Origin of the sequence: Yoonia sp. 208BN28-4 (genome assembly GCF_037543925.1) — a bacterium.
Taxonomy (GTDB): Bacteria; Pseudomonadota; Alphaproteobacteria; order Rhodobacterales; family Rhodobacteraceae; genus Yoonia.
In genome coordinates, this window is the sequence record NZ_JBBIFY010000004.1 from 113751 (window position 1) to 130227 (window position 16477).

15 protein-coding genes are annotated in these 16477 nt (G+C 59.8%); 2 read left to right on the forward strand and 13 right to left on the reverse strand.

The features are described 5' to 3' along the window. The first annotated feature begins 51 nt into the window (after positions 1 to 51). Complete coding sequence (locus tag V8J84_RS14210) at positions 52 to 2559, forward strand: GcvT family protein (RefSeq protein ID WP_339932310.1); 2508 nt, start codon at positions 52 to 54, stop codon at positions 2557 to 2559. Positions 2560 to 2615: 56 nt separating this feature from the next. Here the strand turns inward: V8J84_RS14210 and V8J84_RS14215 are convergent, their stop codons facing one another. Further along, positions 2616 to 3077 carry a hypothetical protein gene (locus tag V8J84_RS14215; protein WP_339932312.1) on the reverse strand — a complete coding sequence of 154 codons (462 nt, stop codon included), beginning with the start codon at positions 3075 to 3077 and terminating at the stop codon, positions 2616 to 2618. A gap of 166 nt (positions 3078 to 3243) precedes the next feature. Here V8J84_RS14215 and V8J84_RS14220 point away from each other — a divergent pair, with 166 nt between their 5' ends. Then, positions 3244 to 4302 (forward strand): Hint domain-containing protein, encoded by a 1059-nt coding sequence (locus V8J84_RS14220; RefSeq protein ID WP_339932314.1) that lies wholly within the window; start codon positions 3244 to 3246, stop codon positions 4300 to 4302. A gap of 16 nt (positions 4303 to 4318) precedes the next feature. Here V8J84_RS14220 and V8J84_RS14225 read toward each other — a convergent pair whose 3' ends face one another. The 12 genes from V8J84_RS14225 to V8J84_RS14280 form a co-directional block, all read right to left on the reverse strand. Beyond that, complete coding sequence (locus V8J84_RS14225; protein WP_339932316.1) at positions 4319 to 5395, reverse strand: NAD(P)/FAD-dependent oxidoreductase; 1077 nt, start codon at positions 5393 to 5395, stop codon at positions 4319 to 4321. An 81-nt stretch (positions 5396 to 5476) separates the two neighbouring features. Then, positions 5477 to 6559, reverse strand: a complete 1083-nt coding sequence (locus tag V8J84_RS14230; protein ID WP_339932318.1) for a BMP family ABC transporter substrate-binding protein — start codon at positions 6557 to 6559, stop codon at positions 5477 to 5479. 46 nt (positions 6560 to 6605) lie between these two features. After that, positions 6606 to 7520, reverse strand: coding sequence for an ABC transporter permease (locus tag V8J84_RS14235; RefSeq protein WP_339932320.1), 915 nt, complete (start codon positions 7518 to 7520; stop codon positions 6606 to 6608). Beyond that, on the reverse strand, positions 7520 to 7831 hold the full coding sequence (locus tag V8J84_RS14240; protein ID WP_339932322.1) for a hypothetical protein: 312 nt from the start codon (positions 7829 to 7831) through the stop codon (positions 7520 to 7522). Before V8J84_RS14240 ends, V8J84_RS14235 begins: the two co-directional genes overlap by 1 nt. Further along, positions 7828 to 8910 (reverse strand): ABC transporter permease, encoded by a 1083-nt coding sequence (locus V8J84_RS14245; protein WP_339932324.1) that lies wholly within the window; start codon positions 8908 to 8910, stop codon positions 7828 to 7830. The genes V8J84_RS14240 and V8J84_RS14245 overlap by 4 nt, the downstream gene beginning before the upstream one ends. Next, positions 8897 to 10420, reverse strand: coding sequence for an ABC transporter ATP-binding protein (locus V8J84_RS14250; RefSeq protein ID WP_339932326.1), 1524 nt, complete (start codon positions 10418 to 10420; stop codon positions 8897 to 8899). Before V8J84_RS14250 ends, V8J84_RS14245 begins: the two co-directional genes overlap by 14 nt. Then, positions 10417 to 11211, reverse strand: a complete 795-nt coding sequence (gene xdhC / locus V8J84_RS14255; protein ID WP_339932328.1) for a xanthine dehydrogenase accessory protein XdhC — start codon at positions 11209 to 11211, stop codon at positions 10417 to 10419. Before xdhC ends, V8J84_RS14250 begins: the two co-directional genes overlap by 4 nt. Next, a complete protein-coding gene (gene xdhB / locus V8J84_RS14260) occupies positions 11204 to 13582 on the reverse strand; it encodes a xanthine dehydrogenase molybdopterin binding subunit (RefSeq protein ID WP_339932330.1) in 2379 nt (792 codons plus the stop codon). The genes xdhC and xdhB overlap by 8 nt, the downstream gene beginning before the upstream one ends. Next, positions 13579 to 14943, reverse strand: a complete 1365-nt coding sequence (locus V8J84_RS14265) for a xanthine dehydrogenase small subunit (RefSeq protein ID WP_339932332.1) — start codon at positions 14941 to 14943, stop codon at positions 13579 to 13581. Before V8J84_RS14265 ends, xdhB begins: the two co-directional genes overlap by 4 nt. A gap of 132 nt (positions 14944 to 15075) precedes the next feature. Further along, a complete protein-coding gene (locus V8J84_RS14270; RefSeq protein WP_339932335.1) occupies positions 15076 to 15570 on the reverse strand; it encodes an SRPBCC domain-containing protein in 495 nt (164 codons plus the stop codon). Next, entirely contained in the window at positions 15563 to 16021 is a 459-nt protein-coding gene (locus tag V8J84_RS14275; protein ID WP_339932337.1) for an SRPBCC family protein, read from the reverse strand. Before V8J84_RS14275 ends, V8J84_RS14270 begins: the two co-directional genes overlap by 8 nt. Then, positions 16011 to 16358, reverse strand: a complete 348-nt coding sequence (locus tag V8J84_RS14280; RefSeq protein ID WP_339932339.1) for an ArsR/SmtB family transcription factor — start codon at positions 16356 to 16358, stop codon at positions 16011 to 16013. The genes V8J84_RS14275 and V8J84_RS14280 overlap by 11 nt, the downstream gene beginning before the upstream one ends. Positions 16359 to 16477 lie beyond the last annotated feature (119 nt).

The following is a 16477-nucleotide window of genomic DNA, read 5'->3' on the forward strand; positions in this document are numbered from 1 at the left end:
ATTTGGGCCAATGTGGCGCAAATTCAGTCCTTCCGAGCCGGAGTCGCCGACATGAAAACGAACGTCAAAGCATTGGTTGTCGGCGGTGGTGCCGTAGGAACCTCGATCGCGTATCACTTGGCCAAGGCCGGCTGGGATGACGTCATGCTGCTGGAACGCGACGAGCTGACATCAGGGTCCACATGGCACGCCGCCGGTCTTTTGCCGCTGTTCAATATGTCCTTCGCCACGACCCACATCCACAAATATTCGGTGGATTTCTACAAATCGCTGGAGGAAGAAACGGGCCTGAACGCGGGTTTTGCTGTCGTCGGTAACTTGCGCATGGCCCAGACGGACGAACGCATGGATGAATACATGCTTTATGCGTCCACCGCCGAAACCTGTGACGTGCCCTACCAGTGGATGACACCGGACGAGATCAAGGAAAAGTGGCCACTGATCCGCACCGAGGACCTCAAAGGCGCACTTTATCACCACACCGATGGCTACATTAACCCCGCCGATGTGACGATGGCGATGGCCAAGGGCGCGCGTCAGCATGGCGCTGTGATCGAGCGGAAATGGCAGGCGGATGCCTTCCACTGGAATGGCGACGCATGGGAAGTGACTTGCACCAAAATGGTCGAAAAGGGCGGCAACCTCGTGCCGTCCGACGAACAGATCGTTATCACGGCAGAGCACGTTGTCACCGCGTCTGGCAACCATGTCCAAACCACAGCGAAAAAGCTGGGCCTCAAGTTGCCCGCGATCCCCGTTGAACACCAGTTCATCGTCATGGATCAAGACCCCGCGCTTGTCGCCTACCGCGCCGAGGGCAACCCCGAACACCCCGTGATCCGCGACGCCGACGCGCAGTCATACGTGCGCGAAGAACGCGGCGGTTGGATCTTGGGTGTTTACGAAAAGAACGCTCCGGCTGTTTTTGAACATGGCGTGCCAGATAGTTTCCGCGCCGATCTGTTCCCGCTCGATCTGGAACGGATCGAAGAGCAATACATGGCCATGATCCACCGCGTCCCGTCTTGCGAGGAAAGCGGTCTGAAGGACGATTTTAACGGTCCGATCTGTTACACTCCTGACGGCAACCCGCTGGTTGGCCCCGCACCTGGTCTCAACAATATGTGGCTTGCCGAAGGCTTCAGCTTTGGCATCACCGCGGCTGGTGGCACAGGGTATTACCTTGCGCAGATGATGGTCGATGGCGAGGCCGAGATCGACATGGCATCGCTTGATCCCAAGCGTTACGGCCACGACTGGATGACGACCGAATTTGCCGCCCGCAAGAACGAAGAGTGCTATGATCACGTCTATATCCTGCACCACCCCGATGAAGAACGCCCCGCCTGCCGCCCGCTACGCACAGCACCCGCCTATGACCGCCAAAAGGCACGCGGCGCACAGTTCGGTTTCGTCAACGGATGGGAGCGTCCGAACTATTATGGCCCGCTCGATGCACCCGACAACTTTGATCACGACGCGCGGTCCTTCCGGCGCGGCGGCTGGTGGCAATACGCGGTGGATGAGGCCAAAGCCATCCGCGAAGGCGTCGGCCTGATCGACGCGACGGCCTTTGCCAAACACCGCATCTCCGGCCCCGGTGCGACGGCCTTCCTTGACTGGTTCACCACCAACAAACTGCCGCGTGTGGGCCGCATCAACCTGACCTATGCGCTCACCTCCCACGGCACCACACGCACCGAATACACCATCGTGCGGCTGGCCGAGGATGACTATTACCTCGTGTCCGCAGGCGCATGGCACGCCTACGATGAAGATTACCTCTACAAAGCGATCATGGAGAAAGAGCCAGAGTTTGGCCGCATCAACGAAGAAGACGTCACAACCAAGTGGGGCGTTTTCGCCCTCGCTGGTCCCAAAGCCCGCGATGTGCTCAAAGAAGTGATCAACGATCCCGATCCAGAAACCGCGCTGTCCAACAAACGCTTCCCGTGGCTGACCGCCCGCCAGATTGAACTGGGAATGTGTCCTGTAAATGCAATCCGTGTGGCCTATACGGGCGAGCTGGGTTGGGAGTTGCACCACCCGATGGAAATGCAAAACTACCTTTTCGATCTGCTGGAAAAAGCGGGTGCGAAGCACGGCATGAAGCTGGTCGGCGCACGTGCGCAAAACTGGCTGCGTCAGGAGAAATCCTACCGTGCGTTCGGCAACGAATTAGGACGTGATGCGACACCCGCCGAGGCTGATCTGCCGCGCTTCATCGACCTTGAAAAGTATTTTCACGGCAAAGATGCGATGGTCGCCAAGGGCATCCGTTCCAAATGCGTGACAGTGCTGATTGACGGACCGGAAGATGCCGACCCGTGGGGCCGCGAGGCGCTTTACGATATGGACGGCAACCGCATCGGGCGCCTGACGTCAGGCGGCTATTCCGTGGCTTTTGAGAAATCAATCGGCATGGGTTACGTCAAACCCGATCTGGCCGAAGTCGGCACGAAGGTGCAGGTCAAGATGCTGGACCAGCTTTGGCCTGCCGAAATTGTCGAAGACAGCCCCTATGATCCCAAGAACACCACCATTCGCGTGGATGGCTGAAACGACAAAGGGCAGGCCAAGCGCCTGCCCTTTGTTTATTCCAATGTGTGCTCTGCTTACTGCGCCATGATCCGTGACAGCACGACGGGGTTGGACAGTTGCGCCACAAGCCCGCTGCGCTGCATCTGGGCCTGACCGATCTTATCGGTCCCGCAGGATGATCCGATCTGGACGGTTTGCGCGTCGGCAAGGCTGGCCGGAGTATTGGCCGACATCGCCGCGATGCTGGTAATCGGCTGGCGGGCAAACGCCTCAAGATCGCTCAGATAGGTGGCAACGCCAGCGTCACCTTTGGCGGCGCGCAGACCTTCGATCAAACAGGCACCTGCCTGTCTGTCTGCTGCGGTCCAATCGGTGCTGGGGCGCACGGCGGCAAGACCCGGCACGCGGCTTTCAAAGAAATTATATGTATTGGCCTGAAGCAGCTCTGACGCGGCCTCATACCTGTCCAGCGCGGACTGCGCCGCTGCGGCCATTGGCAGCGCGGCCAAGGCGATGGCGGCAAGAATGATGCGCATTAAAAGGTCCTTTCGGTCTTCGTGTTCCTGACACTTATCGTATCTCAAGTAGCAACAGGCAACTGCCCAATTCTTTCCCCATAGCGGACATTTGCTGGCCTTACCCAAAAACTATGCACGAAAACGAAGGAATCCGACATGCAATCGGGCGAAAGGATGGCACCGCGTGGCTTTCATATCTGAAATTCACTACCGCAACGCGATTGCGGGCCGGACCGGCGTGTCGGAATATGTCGAGGTTTCCGTGCATCCTGATGATCTGTCGCGGCTGGGCGATTTCACGGTTGCGACCTATCAGGCAGACGGCACCGTTGCTGCCAGTTTCAATCTGGCCACAGCGACAGGCGTGATTGATCCGGCAACAGGTTGGACGCTTTTCCAAATCACCACACGCGTCACAGCACCCGACAATTCCCTGAGCGCGGGCGAGGCCGAGGCCGTTGCCTTTGTGGATGCTGCAGCCAACCCGCAAGTGCAAAGCTTTGTCGACATCGGCGGTGGCACCACGGCCATCACGGCGACAGAGGGGCCAGCCGCCGGCGCGACCTCGGTCAACATCGCGGCTGCATCCGGCCAGTCAATCCAGTTTGATGTCTATGGCAACCGGATTGACGGCGATCTGAGCGAAGGTAGTTCTGTTATTTGCCTCACGGGCGGCACGCTGATCGACACGCCAGATGGTCCGCGTGTCATTGATGATCTTTGCGTCGGCGATCTTGTTCTGACGCGGGATAACGGACCGCAGCCTATCCGCATGATCCATGACAGACGGTTGTCCGGTGAAAGCTACCGCCAATCGCGCAAGCTGTGGCCGGTATGCCTGCAAGCTGGATCACTGGGCTTTGGCCTACCAAGACGCAATCTGCGTGTATCGCCCCAGCACCGGATGCTGATTAGTCATATTCGCATCGGCCTTCTGTTTGGCGAAGATGCTGTGTTCGCGCGGGCCAAATCGCTTGCCGCCAGCTATGAAGAGATTTACGTCGATAGCAGCCTGACCGAGATCACCTATTTCCATCTGGTTTTTGACCGTCACGAGGTGATCTTTGCTGAAGGCGCTGCCACAGAAAGCTTCCATCCAGGTCCTGAAGGCATCGCCAATCTGGATGCCGACGCCCGCGCCGAGCTTTTCGCCCTGTTCCCCGAATTGCGCTATGGTGCCAGAAGCTTTGACGCTGACTATCCGACATTGCGATCATGGGAATTACAGGCCGCTGTGGCCTAACCCCGCGCGCGTTCGCCTAGGAAAAGCGGATCGCTTGGGTGTCCGTGATGGTGCTTGCGTCCAGACTGCTTTTGGCGCCGCTTACCAGATCAGATAAAAGTTGGCTGGCGCCAAAGGATGTCTGGATGCCATAGCCGCCCTGACCGGCGCACCACAAAAAATCGCCGTCTTCATGCGATGGTCCAATCACTAGATTACGGTCAGGTGCAAATGTCCGCAATCCGGCCCAAGAGGCAAGCAATCGCGTGATGGGTGCGGTGACATGCTGGCCATAGCGGTCCAACCCCTCGGCCAACGTCAATTCGTCTGCATAGGCGTCATGCGGGGCAACGGATGTTTCATCAGCGGGGGACACGATCAGCGCACCGGCGTCGGGTTTTGCATACCACGTTTCACCCGGACCAAAGATCATCGGCCAGTCGCTAACGTCGTATCCGGCAGGTGCGGGGATACGGGCCATCGACCTGCGGTAGGGGGTCAGTCCCAATGGCGAAATGCCAGCCATCTGCGCGATCTGGTCAGCCCATGCACCGGCGGCATTGACGATCTGTCTGGCCTGAAACACGGCTTGTCCCGCCTGCACGTCCCATCCCTTTGCGGTGCGGGTGATCTGCGACACTGCGCTGCGCGTTTTGAACTGCGCGCCAGCGGATCGCGCAAGGCGCACAAAATGTTGCACCAGCCTGTCGGTATCAATGTCTTTGGCGGTGTTGTGATAGGCCGCGCGGGTGACCGTGCTTGTGTCGATAACGGGGCAGAGCGTCAGAGCCTCGGACACTGAAATCTCGGTCTGATCCATCACGGCCTTATCGACGTCAAACCGGGCAGAGTTGTCCGCGTTGCCCAGCATCAGAAAACCGCGCGGCGTCAAGACACCGCCGTCAGCAGCCTCCAACCCTTCACGACTGGCCCTGTTCAAGGCGACGACGGCAGGGGCGCCATAGTTGTCTTCATAAACCGCAGCCGACCGGCCCGACGCGTGATAGGCCAGCGCATCTTCCTGTTCCAAGACGGTGACGCTTCCTAGCGTCGCAAGGCGCGCGGCGGCGGACACCCCGGCAATGCCACCGCCGATAATCAGGAAATCAATCATGTCTATCCTTCGACTTGCGGGGGCAACAAACGAAAAAGGCCCGCCCGTGATGGGCGGGCCTGTCTTGTAACGTGAACCGGATTAGGACGGAATATCGCCGTCCAGACCCTCAACGTAGAAGTTCATGCCAGCCAGTGTGCCGTCATCGGCCACTTCACCGTCGGCTAGCCACTCGGACCCGTCCTGCTTGTTCAGCGGTCCGGTGAACGGGTGGTAGTCGCCAGCAGCAATCGCATCGCGCAGTGCTTCGGCTTCGGCTTTTACTTCCGCTGGTACGGCATCTGTGATCTCGCCGATGCCAACCATGCCCGGCCCGATGCCGTCCCATGTGTCGGTGCTTTCCCAAGTGCCATCCATGACGGCCTGCGTGCGGGCGATGTAGTAAGGCGCCCAATCGTCGATGATCGAAGATACGCGCGGGAACGGGCCGAACTCGGCCATGTCGGACGCCTGACCGAATGTGACAACGTCGCCAGCAGCTTGTGCAGCGGCCTGTGGCGCGGTCGAGTCTGTGTGCTGCAAAACAACGTCACAGCCCTGTTCGATCAGAACAGTTGCGGCCTCAGCCTCTTTCGCGGGGTCAAACCATGTGTAGGCCCAGACGATTTTGAACTCTACCTCGGGGTTCACTTTGCGCGCATGGATGAACGCAGAGTTGATGCCGCGGATCACTTCGGGGATCGGGAACGACGCGATGTAGCCGATGGTGTTGGTCTTGGTCATCGAGCCTGCGATGTGGCCCTGAATAGCGCGGCCTTCGTAGAAACGTGCGGAGTATGTCGAGACGTTATCGGCGCGCTTGTAGCCTGTCGCATGCTCGAACTTCACGTTCGGGAACTTGGCGGCGACATTGATTGTCGGGTCCATGTAGCCAAAGGATGTGGTGAAGATCAGGTCCGCGCCGTTCAGCGCCATGTCTGTCATCACGCGCTCGGCGTCGGCACCTTCGGGCACGTTCTCGACGTAAATTGTCTCAACGCTGTCACCAAATTCGGCTTCAACAGCCAAACGACCTTTGTCGTGCTCGTACGTCCAGCCTCCGTCACCGATAGGGCCGACATATACGAAACCGACTTTTGTGACGTCCTGCGCACGGGCAGGCACGCCGATGGCAGCAGCTGTGGCAGCAGCAGCACCCGAAGCGAGCAGAGTTCTTCTTTTCAAGGTATTTCTCCCGTTGGTGCCGGAAGATTCCGGCGATGTTGTGCCCCTAACGCGAGGCATGAAAAATGCGTCCCAATGATCCGGGCGCGCGTCCCGACGACATAATAACCAGAACGACGATGGTGGCCAGATAGGGCGACATCGAAAGATATTCGACAGGGATCGCAAGGCCCGCCGCCTGCAGGTTCAGCTGCAAAACAGTCACCCCGCCAAAAAGATAGGCGCCCAGCAAAAGCCGCCCCGGCTTCCAGCTTGCGAACACAACAATTGCCAGCGCGATCCATCCCGCACCCGCCGTCATGCCCTCGGTCCATTGCGGCACGCGCACAAGGCTCAGGTATGCACCACCAAGGCCCGCACAGGCCCCACCGAACATGATTGCCATGATGCGGATACGGCGCACCTTGTAGCCAAGCGCATGCGCCGCGTCGTGATTCTCGCCAACAGCCCGCAGGATCAGCCCGCCGCGCGTGAAGCGTAGGAACCACCAGACCAAGAGCACGATGAACAGACCGACATAGACCATCGGATCATGCTGGAACACGATCGGGCCAATCACAGGAATGTCGCCAAGCAGCGGAATGTGCCAGTCAGGAAAGTCAGGAGCCTTGATACCGATATAGCCTTGCCCCAACAGTGCCGATAATCCCAACCCGAAAAGCGTGAGCGCAAGCCCCGTCGCCACCTGATTGGACAGCAGATATTGCGTGAGAATACCAAAACAAAGTGAGAGCAGCGCACCACCCACGGCAGCGCCTGCAAACCCTAGCCACGGATTGCCCGTGCCCACGGCCACGATAAATCCGCAGACCGCGCCTGTGATCATCATGCCTTCAACGCCAAGGTTCAAAACGCCAGCGCGTTCCACGACAAGCTCGCCAATGGCAGCTAGAATAATCGGTGTGGCGGCCACCATCAGGGACGCCAGCAGCAGGATCGGGTTGATCGATGACAAGTCCATCAGGCACCCACCCCATGTTGATAAAGATGGATAACGACAGCACCCGCCGCCATCCCGACGGCCATCAGGCCGATGTGGCCCAGCGACGGACGGTGCAACCGTGACATCCACGCCCGCATACGTGGCGAAAGCCGTGCGGCAAATATTCCCGCTGCAATAACCACTGCAACCAAGACTAGGTGTCCAGCCACGAAAGCAAACAAAGCCATCTGCCCCGTCGTGGCCCCCGTGGCGTGCGATGCATGCAGCATCCACATCATCATCAGACCCATCGCGGCGCCCATCAACACTGGCAATTTGTGCATACTCATGCCGCGACCCCCTTACCGAACCGCAGCCGGAAGTTCGTCATCACATCCACCGCTAGCAAAAAGAACAGCAGCATCCCCTGCAACAACTGGATCGCCGCACCGGGCAGGCCAAGCTGGCTTTGCGCGATCTCGCCGCCGATATAGGTCAGCGCCATCAGGCCACCGGCCAGCAGGATGCCCGCCGGATGCAAGCGGCCCAGAAACGCTACGATGATCGCGGTGAAACCGTAGCCCACATTGAAATCAATACTGATCTGGCCCGCAGGCCCCGTGACCTCGAACAGCCCCGCCATGCCTGCCAGTGCGCCGGAAATCCCCATGCAGATCAGCACCAGCCGCGCAGGGTTCACGCCGGAGAACGCAGCCGCACGCGGGCTTTGTCCCGACAAGCGAACTTGGAAGCCAAACATGTGCTTGGCCAGCGTCACGTAGGCAAAGATGACCGCAATCATTGCTGCAACGACACCCCAATGCACACCACTGCCCGCCCAAATCTCAAGATTGGCGGCGGACGGCCATTGCGCCAGATTGCGTGACCCCGGAAAGCCCATGCCGTCAGGGTTGCGCAACGCGCCCAGCGCCATGGAGGCCAGCAGCGATTCCGCCACATAGACCAACATCAGCGACACCAGAATTTCGTTGGTCCCAAATTTCACGCGCAACACGCCCGGTATCATGGCCCATGCCCAGCCGCCTAATGCTCCTGCAAAGATCATCAGTGGGAAAATCCACCGCGTTTCCATCGGATAAAGCGCTAGTCCCACGGCAGCACCGACGATGGCGCCCATGATGTATTGCCCTTCGGCCCCGATGTTCCAGACGCCTGCGCGAAAGCCAAACGACAGACCAATCGCGATCAGTACGAGTGGCGCGCCTTTGATGAGCAGTTGCGGACGGTAGTACCACGCAAATTCGGAAAACAGCGGATCGAAGAAAATCGTGCGGATGGTCACGATGGGGTCTTTGCCCAAGGCGGCAAACAATGCGCCGCCCACGATCATCGTCAGCGCAACTGCGACCAAGGGGGCCAGAAACACCCAAACGCGGCTTGGCTGCGGTCGCTTTTCAAGACGCAACATGCGCGACCTCCATGTCATGTGCGCCACCCAGCATCAGGCCAATCTCTTCGACCGTCAGCCCCTTAGCATCACGCGGTTTGGACAGGCGGCCTTCGTTCAGCGCGGCAAAGCGGTCGGCAATTTCCATCAGTTCGTCAAGGTCTTGGGAAATGACCACAACCGCCACACCCTTGTCCGCCAGATCAAGCAGCGCCTGTCGGATCGCAGCAGCGGCAGAGGCATCCACGCCCCACGTCGGCTGGTTCACGATCAAAACGTCAGGTGCTTGCAGGATCTCGCGACCGATGACGAATTTTTGCAGGTTGCCGCCCGACAGCGACCGCGCCGCATTGGCGGGGCCGGGGGTGCGCACGTCAAATCGTTCGATGATTTCTTCCGCAAAGCTCTTGGCCTTGCCCCAATTCACAAAACCCCGTTTCGCCATGCGTTTGCGCACAGCCCCGGTCAGGGCCGCGTTTTCGGTCAGCGTCATATCGGGGGCTGCGGCGTGACCGTTGCGCTCCTCCGGGGCGGCACAAAGACCACGGGCGCGCCGCGCATTCGGGCCAAGTTTGCCGATGGGCTCGCCTTTGAGCGTGATCATCTTGTTGCCCACGCGCATCTCGCCGCTTAGGGCCGCGACAAGTTCGTCCTGCCCGTTGCCAGCCACGCCACCAATGCCCAGCACCTCGCCGTTGCGGAAATCACAGTTGATGTCCTTGAGGGCAGTGCCGAATTGATGCGGAGCCTTCGCCGACAACCCTTTGAGCGACAGCACAGCACCGCCGCGCGCGCGCTCTGCCTTGGTCGGCACGTGTAGTTTTGTGCCCACCATCAGCTCGGCCATTTCGCGGGCCGATGTTTCGCGCGGATCGCAGGTGCCGACAACGGCGCCCAGACGCAATACGGTTGCCGCGTCGCACAACTGTCTGATCTCTTCCAGCTTGTGCGAGATATAAAGGATCGCTGTGCCCTCTGCCGCCAGCTTGCGCAGCGTCTCAAACAGGATCGTCACCTCTTGCGGGGTCAGCACCGATGTCGGCTCGTCCATGATCAGCAGCTTGGGGTCTTGCAGAAGGCAGCGGATAATCTCGACACGCTGCCGCTCACCCGCCGACAGATCACCGACCACGCGGTCAGGGTCCAGCGGCAGCCCGTATTTGTCCGACACATCCCGCACCCGCTGCGCCACTTCGCGCTGCTTGGGCGGGTTCTCCATGCCCAAAGCGATGTTTTCAGCCACGTTCAACGCATCGAATAGCGAGAAATGCTGGAACACCATCGCAACGCCAGCCTCTCTCGCGGCACGCGGATCGGGCGGCGTGAAGTTACGCCCTTCTAGCGTCATGGTGCCGCTATCAGGCTTCACAAGCCCATAGATCGTTTTCACAAGCGTCGATTTGCCAGCACCGTTTTCACCCAACAAGGCATGAATTTCACCAGATGCGATCTGAAAGGAAACGTCACTATTGGCGACCACGCCCGGATAGGCCTTGGTCAGCCCGTTCAGCTGCAAAAGCGGCGTCTTCATGCCTGTCGTCTCCCCCGTGCGGGGCGCAATTCCGCCCCAGCCGTTTCGAGATACGCTGCAATCACGCCTGAGGCAATATCATCAGGCTTTTTGCCCAGAGCGGGCTGTCCGATTGGACAGGTGATGCGCGAAATTTCATCAGGTTGGTGGCCAAGTTGGCCCAGCCGTGTCTGGAACCGCCGCCATTTGGTCGCCGACCCGATCAAGCCGATGGAGGCCACAGGCCGCCGCAAAAGCGCATCGCAAAGCGCCAAATCAATGTCGTGGCTGTAAGTGAAAATCAGGTGGTGCGTGTTCGCGGGTGCTTTGCTGGCCAGCAGTGGCATATTGGCAGCGGGCAGGGTCGTCACATCGTCGCGGGAATTGGCCGGAAACCTGTCCGGCGCACGGTCAATCCAAGTGATCGTGAACGCGGCCGGATGCGCCGCTGATACCACGGCGCGCCCCACATGGCCCGCGCCCCACAGCCACAGATTCAGCGGCTGGTCAGGCAGTTGCAGCGGGCGTGTTGTGGTCTGAGGAACATCAACCGCCCGCGCCTCGCGACCAAATCGCAATGTCACCGCACCGCCACAACACTGTCCCAGCCCCGGACCCAAGGGCCAGGTGACTTCTGCATTTTCCTCGCCAGCCCCCAACATCGCGCGGGCCTTTTCAATTGCCTGATATTCTAGCGCACCGCCACCAATCGTGCCTTCGGTCGCGTCCGCCGTCACCATCATCGCCGTGCCCGCATCACGTGGCGCAGACCCCCGCGTCGCAATCACCTCGATCCAGACGGCCTCAGCCACGTGCACGTCCCACCGCTGCCAGCACTTCTTCCGCTGTCGCGGGTGCCTGCAAGTCGGGATACCCATCACCACAGGCCGCAACCGCATCTGACAGCGCCAGAAATGCGGAAATCCCCAGCATAAACGGCGGCTCGCCCACCGCTTTGGACCGATAGATCGTCTGCGCAGGGTTCGGTTGATCCCAAAGTGCGACGTTGAATTGGTCCGGCCTGTCCGAACAGGCGGGGATTTTGTAGGTCGCAGGCGCATGCGTGCGCAGCCGCCCTTTGTCGTCCCACACCAGCTCTTCTGTGGTCAGCCAACCCGCACCCTGCACATAGCCCCCTTCCACCTGTCCAATATCTAGCGCTGGATTCAGCGACGCACCGGCGTCATGCAAGATGTCAGTGCGCAAAATCCGGTTCTCGCCGGTCAGCGTATCGATCACAACCTCTGTCACCGCCGCGCCGTGGGCAAAGTAAAAGAACGGACGGCCATGCCCCTTGATCCGGTCCCACGCCAGATCGGGCGTTTTGTAGAAGCCCGTCGCCGACAGGCTCACACGGTTCACGAAAGCCTCTGTCACCGCTTCGGCAAAGCTCATGTCCACATCGCCAAACCGTACCCGCCCATCCGCAAACGTGACCTCGCCCGCACGGTTCCCTGCCAGATGGTCCGCGATCCGCCCCGCAATCGTGTCACAGGCCGCCAGCACCGCCATGCCGTTCAGGTCTGTGCCCGATGATGCTGCCGTAGCAGAGGTGTTCGGCACCTTGCCCGTGTCCGTCGCCGTGATCTTCACCGCCGCCACATCCACGCCAAAGCGGCTTGCCGCTACTTGAGCAACCTTTTGGAACAATCCTTGTCCCATCTCGGTGCCGCCATGGTTGAGGTGGATTGATCCGTCCTGATACACATGTACCAACGCGCCCGCCTGATTGAGATGCGTGAGCGTAAATGAAATGCCGAATTTCACAGGCGAGAACCCGATCCCGCGCTTCAGCAGGGGCTGGCTTTCATTCCAAGCCGCGATCTCGTCCTTCCGCCGTTCGTAGTCCGAGGATGCCAACAACTTTTCGGTCATCTCGTGCAGAATGAAATCCGTCACTTCCATTCCGTAAGGTGTCGTCTGCGCTGCAGATTTGGGAGAATACTCCCCCCCAAAGCGCCGACCGCCCCCCTTCTTTTGGACGGAAATACTTTCGGGGGGTTGGCCTCCGGCCATCGGGGCAGACAGCCCCATATGCTCCATCGGAGCATAATAATTTGCCACCCGCACAGCCACTGGATCAAGCGACAGTTCGGCGGCAATATGATCCATCACCCGCTCGATCCCCAGCACCCCCTGCGGTCCACCAAACCCGCGATAGGCGGTGGCGCTTTGCGTATTGGTCTTCAGCCTGTGCGATGTGATCCGCGCGGCCTCCAGCAGATATGCGTTGTCGCTGTGCAGCATGGCGCGGTCTGCAACAGGCAGGGACAGGTCCATTCCCCAGCCGCAGCGGGTGTATTGAGTAAAGTCCACGCCTGACACGCGCCCTTGCGCATCAAAGCCCACATCGTAATCAATCCGGAAGTCGTGTCGCTTGCCGGTGATGATCATGTCATCGTCGCGGTCATAGCGCATCTTGCAAGGACGCCCCGTCGCACGGGCCGCCACGGCGCAGCCGATGGCCAGCGCGTTGCCCTGGCTTTCTTTTCCGCCAAAGCCGCCACCCATCCGCCGCACCTCACAGCGCACAGCGTGCATGGGCACACCAAGCGCCTCGGCTACCTTGTGCTGGATTTCAGTGGGGTGCTGGGTCGAGGAATGCACCACCATATCGCCGCCTTCCTGCGGCAGGGCGAGGGCGGCTTGTCCTTCAAGGTAGAAATGCTCTTGCCCGCCCATTTCGATGCGGCCTTGCAAACGGTGCGGCGCGGATGACAGCGCGCTGTCCACGTCGCCCTTTGTCCATACGCGTGGCCCGTCCTCGAACCGGCTATCCGCCGCCATCGCCTCTTCAATCGTCAGGATCGGCTTTTCTTCCGCAACGGTCACTTTTCCGAGACGCGTCGCCTTGCGAGCGGCGAGGTGACTTTTTGCCACCACGAGAAATAACGGCTGGCCGACGTAGTGAACCTCACCCGTCGCCAGCAACGGCTCGTCATGGTTGGATGGTGACACATCGTTGACGAACGGCAGATCGTCGGCGGTCAGGACGGTCACAACACCGCCAGCGGCGCGGACCGCATCCAGATCCATCGCCGTGATTTTGCCGCGGGCCACCTCTGACAGGCCAAACGCCAAATGCAGCGTGCCCGATGGCGTCGGGATATCGTCGATATAGCGGGCTTGACCCGTCACATGCAGTTTTGCCGCATCATGGGGCAGGGGTTTTGCGACGCTCATAGCTGCACCTCCAGCACATTCACGGCCTGACCTGTCGTCTCTGCGTAGTATCGCCGCAGCATGTTTTGTGCTGTCTGTAGGCGATATTGTGCAGAGGCGCGCATATCGCTCATCGGCTGGTAATCATCTTCAAATGCGGCACGGGCCGCCCCGATCGTGGCAATTGTCCACGGTTGGTCCAACAATGCGCTTTCAACGTTCGCCGCACGCTTTGGCGTGCCTGCCATACCGCCAAACGCAATCCGCGCGGTGGTAACGACGCCATCTTCAACCGTGATATTAAATGCGCCGCAGACGGCCGAAATATCCTGATCGAACCGCTTGGACAGCTTGTAACACCGCAGGGCAGGGGCGGATTTCGGGATTGTGACGCCTGTCACAAGCTCCCCCTTCGCGCGGTCTTGTTTGCCGTACTCAATAAAGAAATCCTCTAGCGGCATATCCCGCGTCGTATCGCCGTGGCGCAAATGCAGCGTAGCGCCCAAAGCTATCAACGCAGGCGGGTTGTCCCCGATGGGTGAGCCGTTGGCGATGTTGCCGCCAATGGTCGCCGCCGCGCGCACCTGCTCCGATCCATAGCGCCGGACCATTTCCGCATATGACGGATGATGGTCTTTCAGCACACGGTGCACGTCTGTCATCGTGACGGCAGCGCCGAAGGTGATCGTATCGTCACCGACCTCAATCCGTTGCAAGTCGCGGCATCGGTTCAGGAACACGACTTCGCCCAATTCGCGCAACTGCTTTGTCACCCAAAGCCCCACGTCCGTGGCACCGGCAATCACTGTGGCATCAGGGTGGCCCGCATACCACGAAGCCAGTTCGTCCAACGTTTCTGGGGCGTAAGGTGCGGCGCTTACCTCAGGGGCCGCATCGTCAAGCCATGCTGGAACCGGTGCATCCTGAGCCGCCTTGGCCGCGCGGATGATCGGCGCATAGCCTGTGCAGCGGCACAGATTTCCGGCCAGCACATCGTCGTGGTCGGTGCGGCCTTGCATATGCCCTGTCGCCATCGACGCAATGAATCCCGGCGTGCAAAATCCGCATTGTGATCCGTGATGATCCACCATCGCCTGCTGCACCGGATGCAACGCCCCGTCCGGGCCGCTGATGCCCTCCACCGTGCGCACGATCTTGCCATGCAGTTGCGGCATGAACAGGATGCAGGCGTTCAGCGCTCGCACACCTACGCCCGTGTCAGGGTCCGTGACCATGACGGTGCAGGCCCCGCAATCGCCCTCGTTACAGCCTTCCTTGGTGCCGCACAGCCCGCGATCCTCGCGCAACCAATCCAGCAGGGTGCGCGTGGCATCCGCCTGAACGCGCACGGTCTCCCCATTGAGAAGAAACACAACTTCCATGTCTTAAACCCGCCGCCTTACCGATTGTCCGAGGGGATTTGCCTGCGTCGATGCGGCGTAGACACGTGGTGCGCAAATCCCTTTGACGCCCATGAAACCCATCGGAGGGCGCAATAGCAAGGGGTTTGGGCGCTATAACGTGGCGGCCATTGCGGCAAGTTGGTCGGTCATGGTGCCCCAACCGGTGTGAAACCCCATCGCCTCATGCGCGGCCTTATGCGCAGTCGTGGCATGAAGCGCCTTCACCACATAGCGCGTGCCGCTTTCGGTCGCGGTGAGCGTAATATCAACGGTATTGTAAAAATCGTCGGGGCTGTCATGGGGTGGATTTGGGCGAAATCCGGGGCCAAGCGCTGCTGTCCAGACAAAGCGTTTGTGTGGCTCCACCAACAACACGCAGCCGGACGGACCTTCCATCGGGTCGTGATCCGGCATTTGCATGACCACATTGAAGATACCGCCAGGAACGGGATCAATCTTTGCGCTGACAACGCTGACAGGCTTTGGTGCAAACCATTGCTTAATCAACGTGTCGTCCGTCCAGCAGCGCCAGATTGCGGCAGGGCTGGCGGCGATCTGCCGCTCAAGAACAAGGGTAAGATCGGTATCGTCTGTTTGCTCAGGCATCAAGGCTCTCCACATGGCGTTCCAGATTGGCGAGGCCACCTTCCCAGCCGTGGGCGAATTCATCAAGCGTGTCCGGCCCACTGAACGACGACACGGCGACAGTAATCGACAGCTTGGTGCCCGTGCCCTCGGGCGCAAGGCTGTAGGTCACGAGACTGGTGCAGAGTGCATCGCCACCGATAATCAATGTCTCGGTAAAAACGGCGCGGTCCGGTGACGTCAGATCATACCAGCGCGTTTCCACCTCGAACTCCGGCGCATCGGCAGGGCCACAGCGGTGCTTGTCTTGGCCGCCGACACGCAGATCGGCCTTGTCCACAATAAGGACAGTTTCGGCATCGGGTGCACCCCATTTTTCGCGATGCTTCGGGTCGGTCATCACGTGCCACAGCCTATCAGGCGCCAGTGGCAGCGTGCGGTGCATGTCGAACGAAGATGTATCAAGTGACATCGGTCTCTCCTTTATCAGCGGCATCAACCTGAAGGGCCAATGCCTCCAGCCGATCAAGCCGCCCTTCCCAAATTTCGCGCTGCCAAGCGAGCCAACCTTGCGCGGCAATCAGCGGCTCTGCCTCGATATGGCAGGTGCGCACGCGCCCCTTTTTGACCGACCGCACGATCCCGCTGTCCTCAAGCACCTTGAGGTGACGCATGAAGGTGGGCAGGGCGATGGGGTGCGGTGCGGCCAGTTCGCTCACGGTGGCCGATCCGGATGCAAGCCGTTCGACAACGGCCCTGCGGGTCGGGTCCGATACGGCGGCAAAAAAGGCGTTCAGTTGTTGTGACATGGGGTCGATCATGCGCGGCAAAGCAGGCTGCGTCAAGATACTTAGTGATATGGCTAAGTAATAATTAATAAGGCAATTCCAGTCGTAGGAGTCGGCCGCAAATTTAGTTTCAAAGTTTG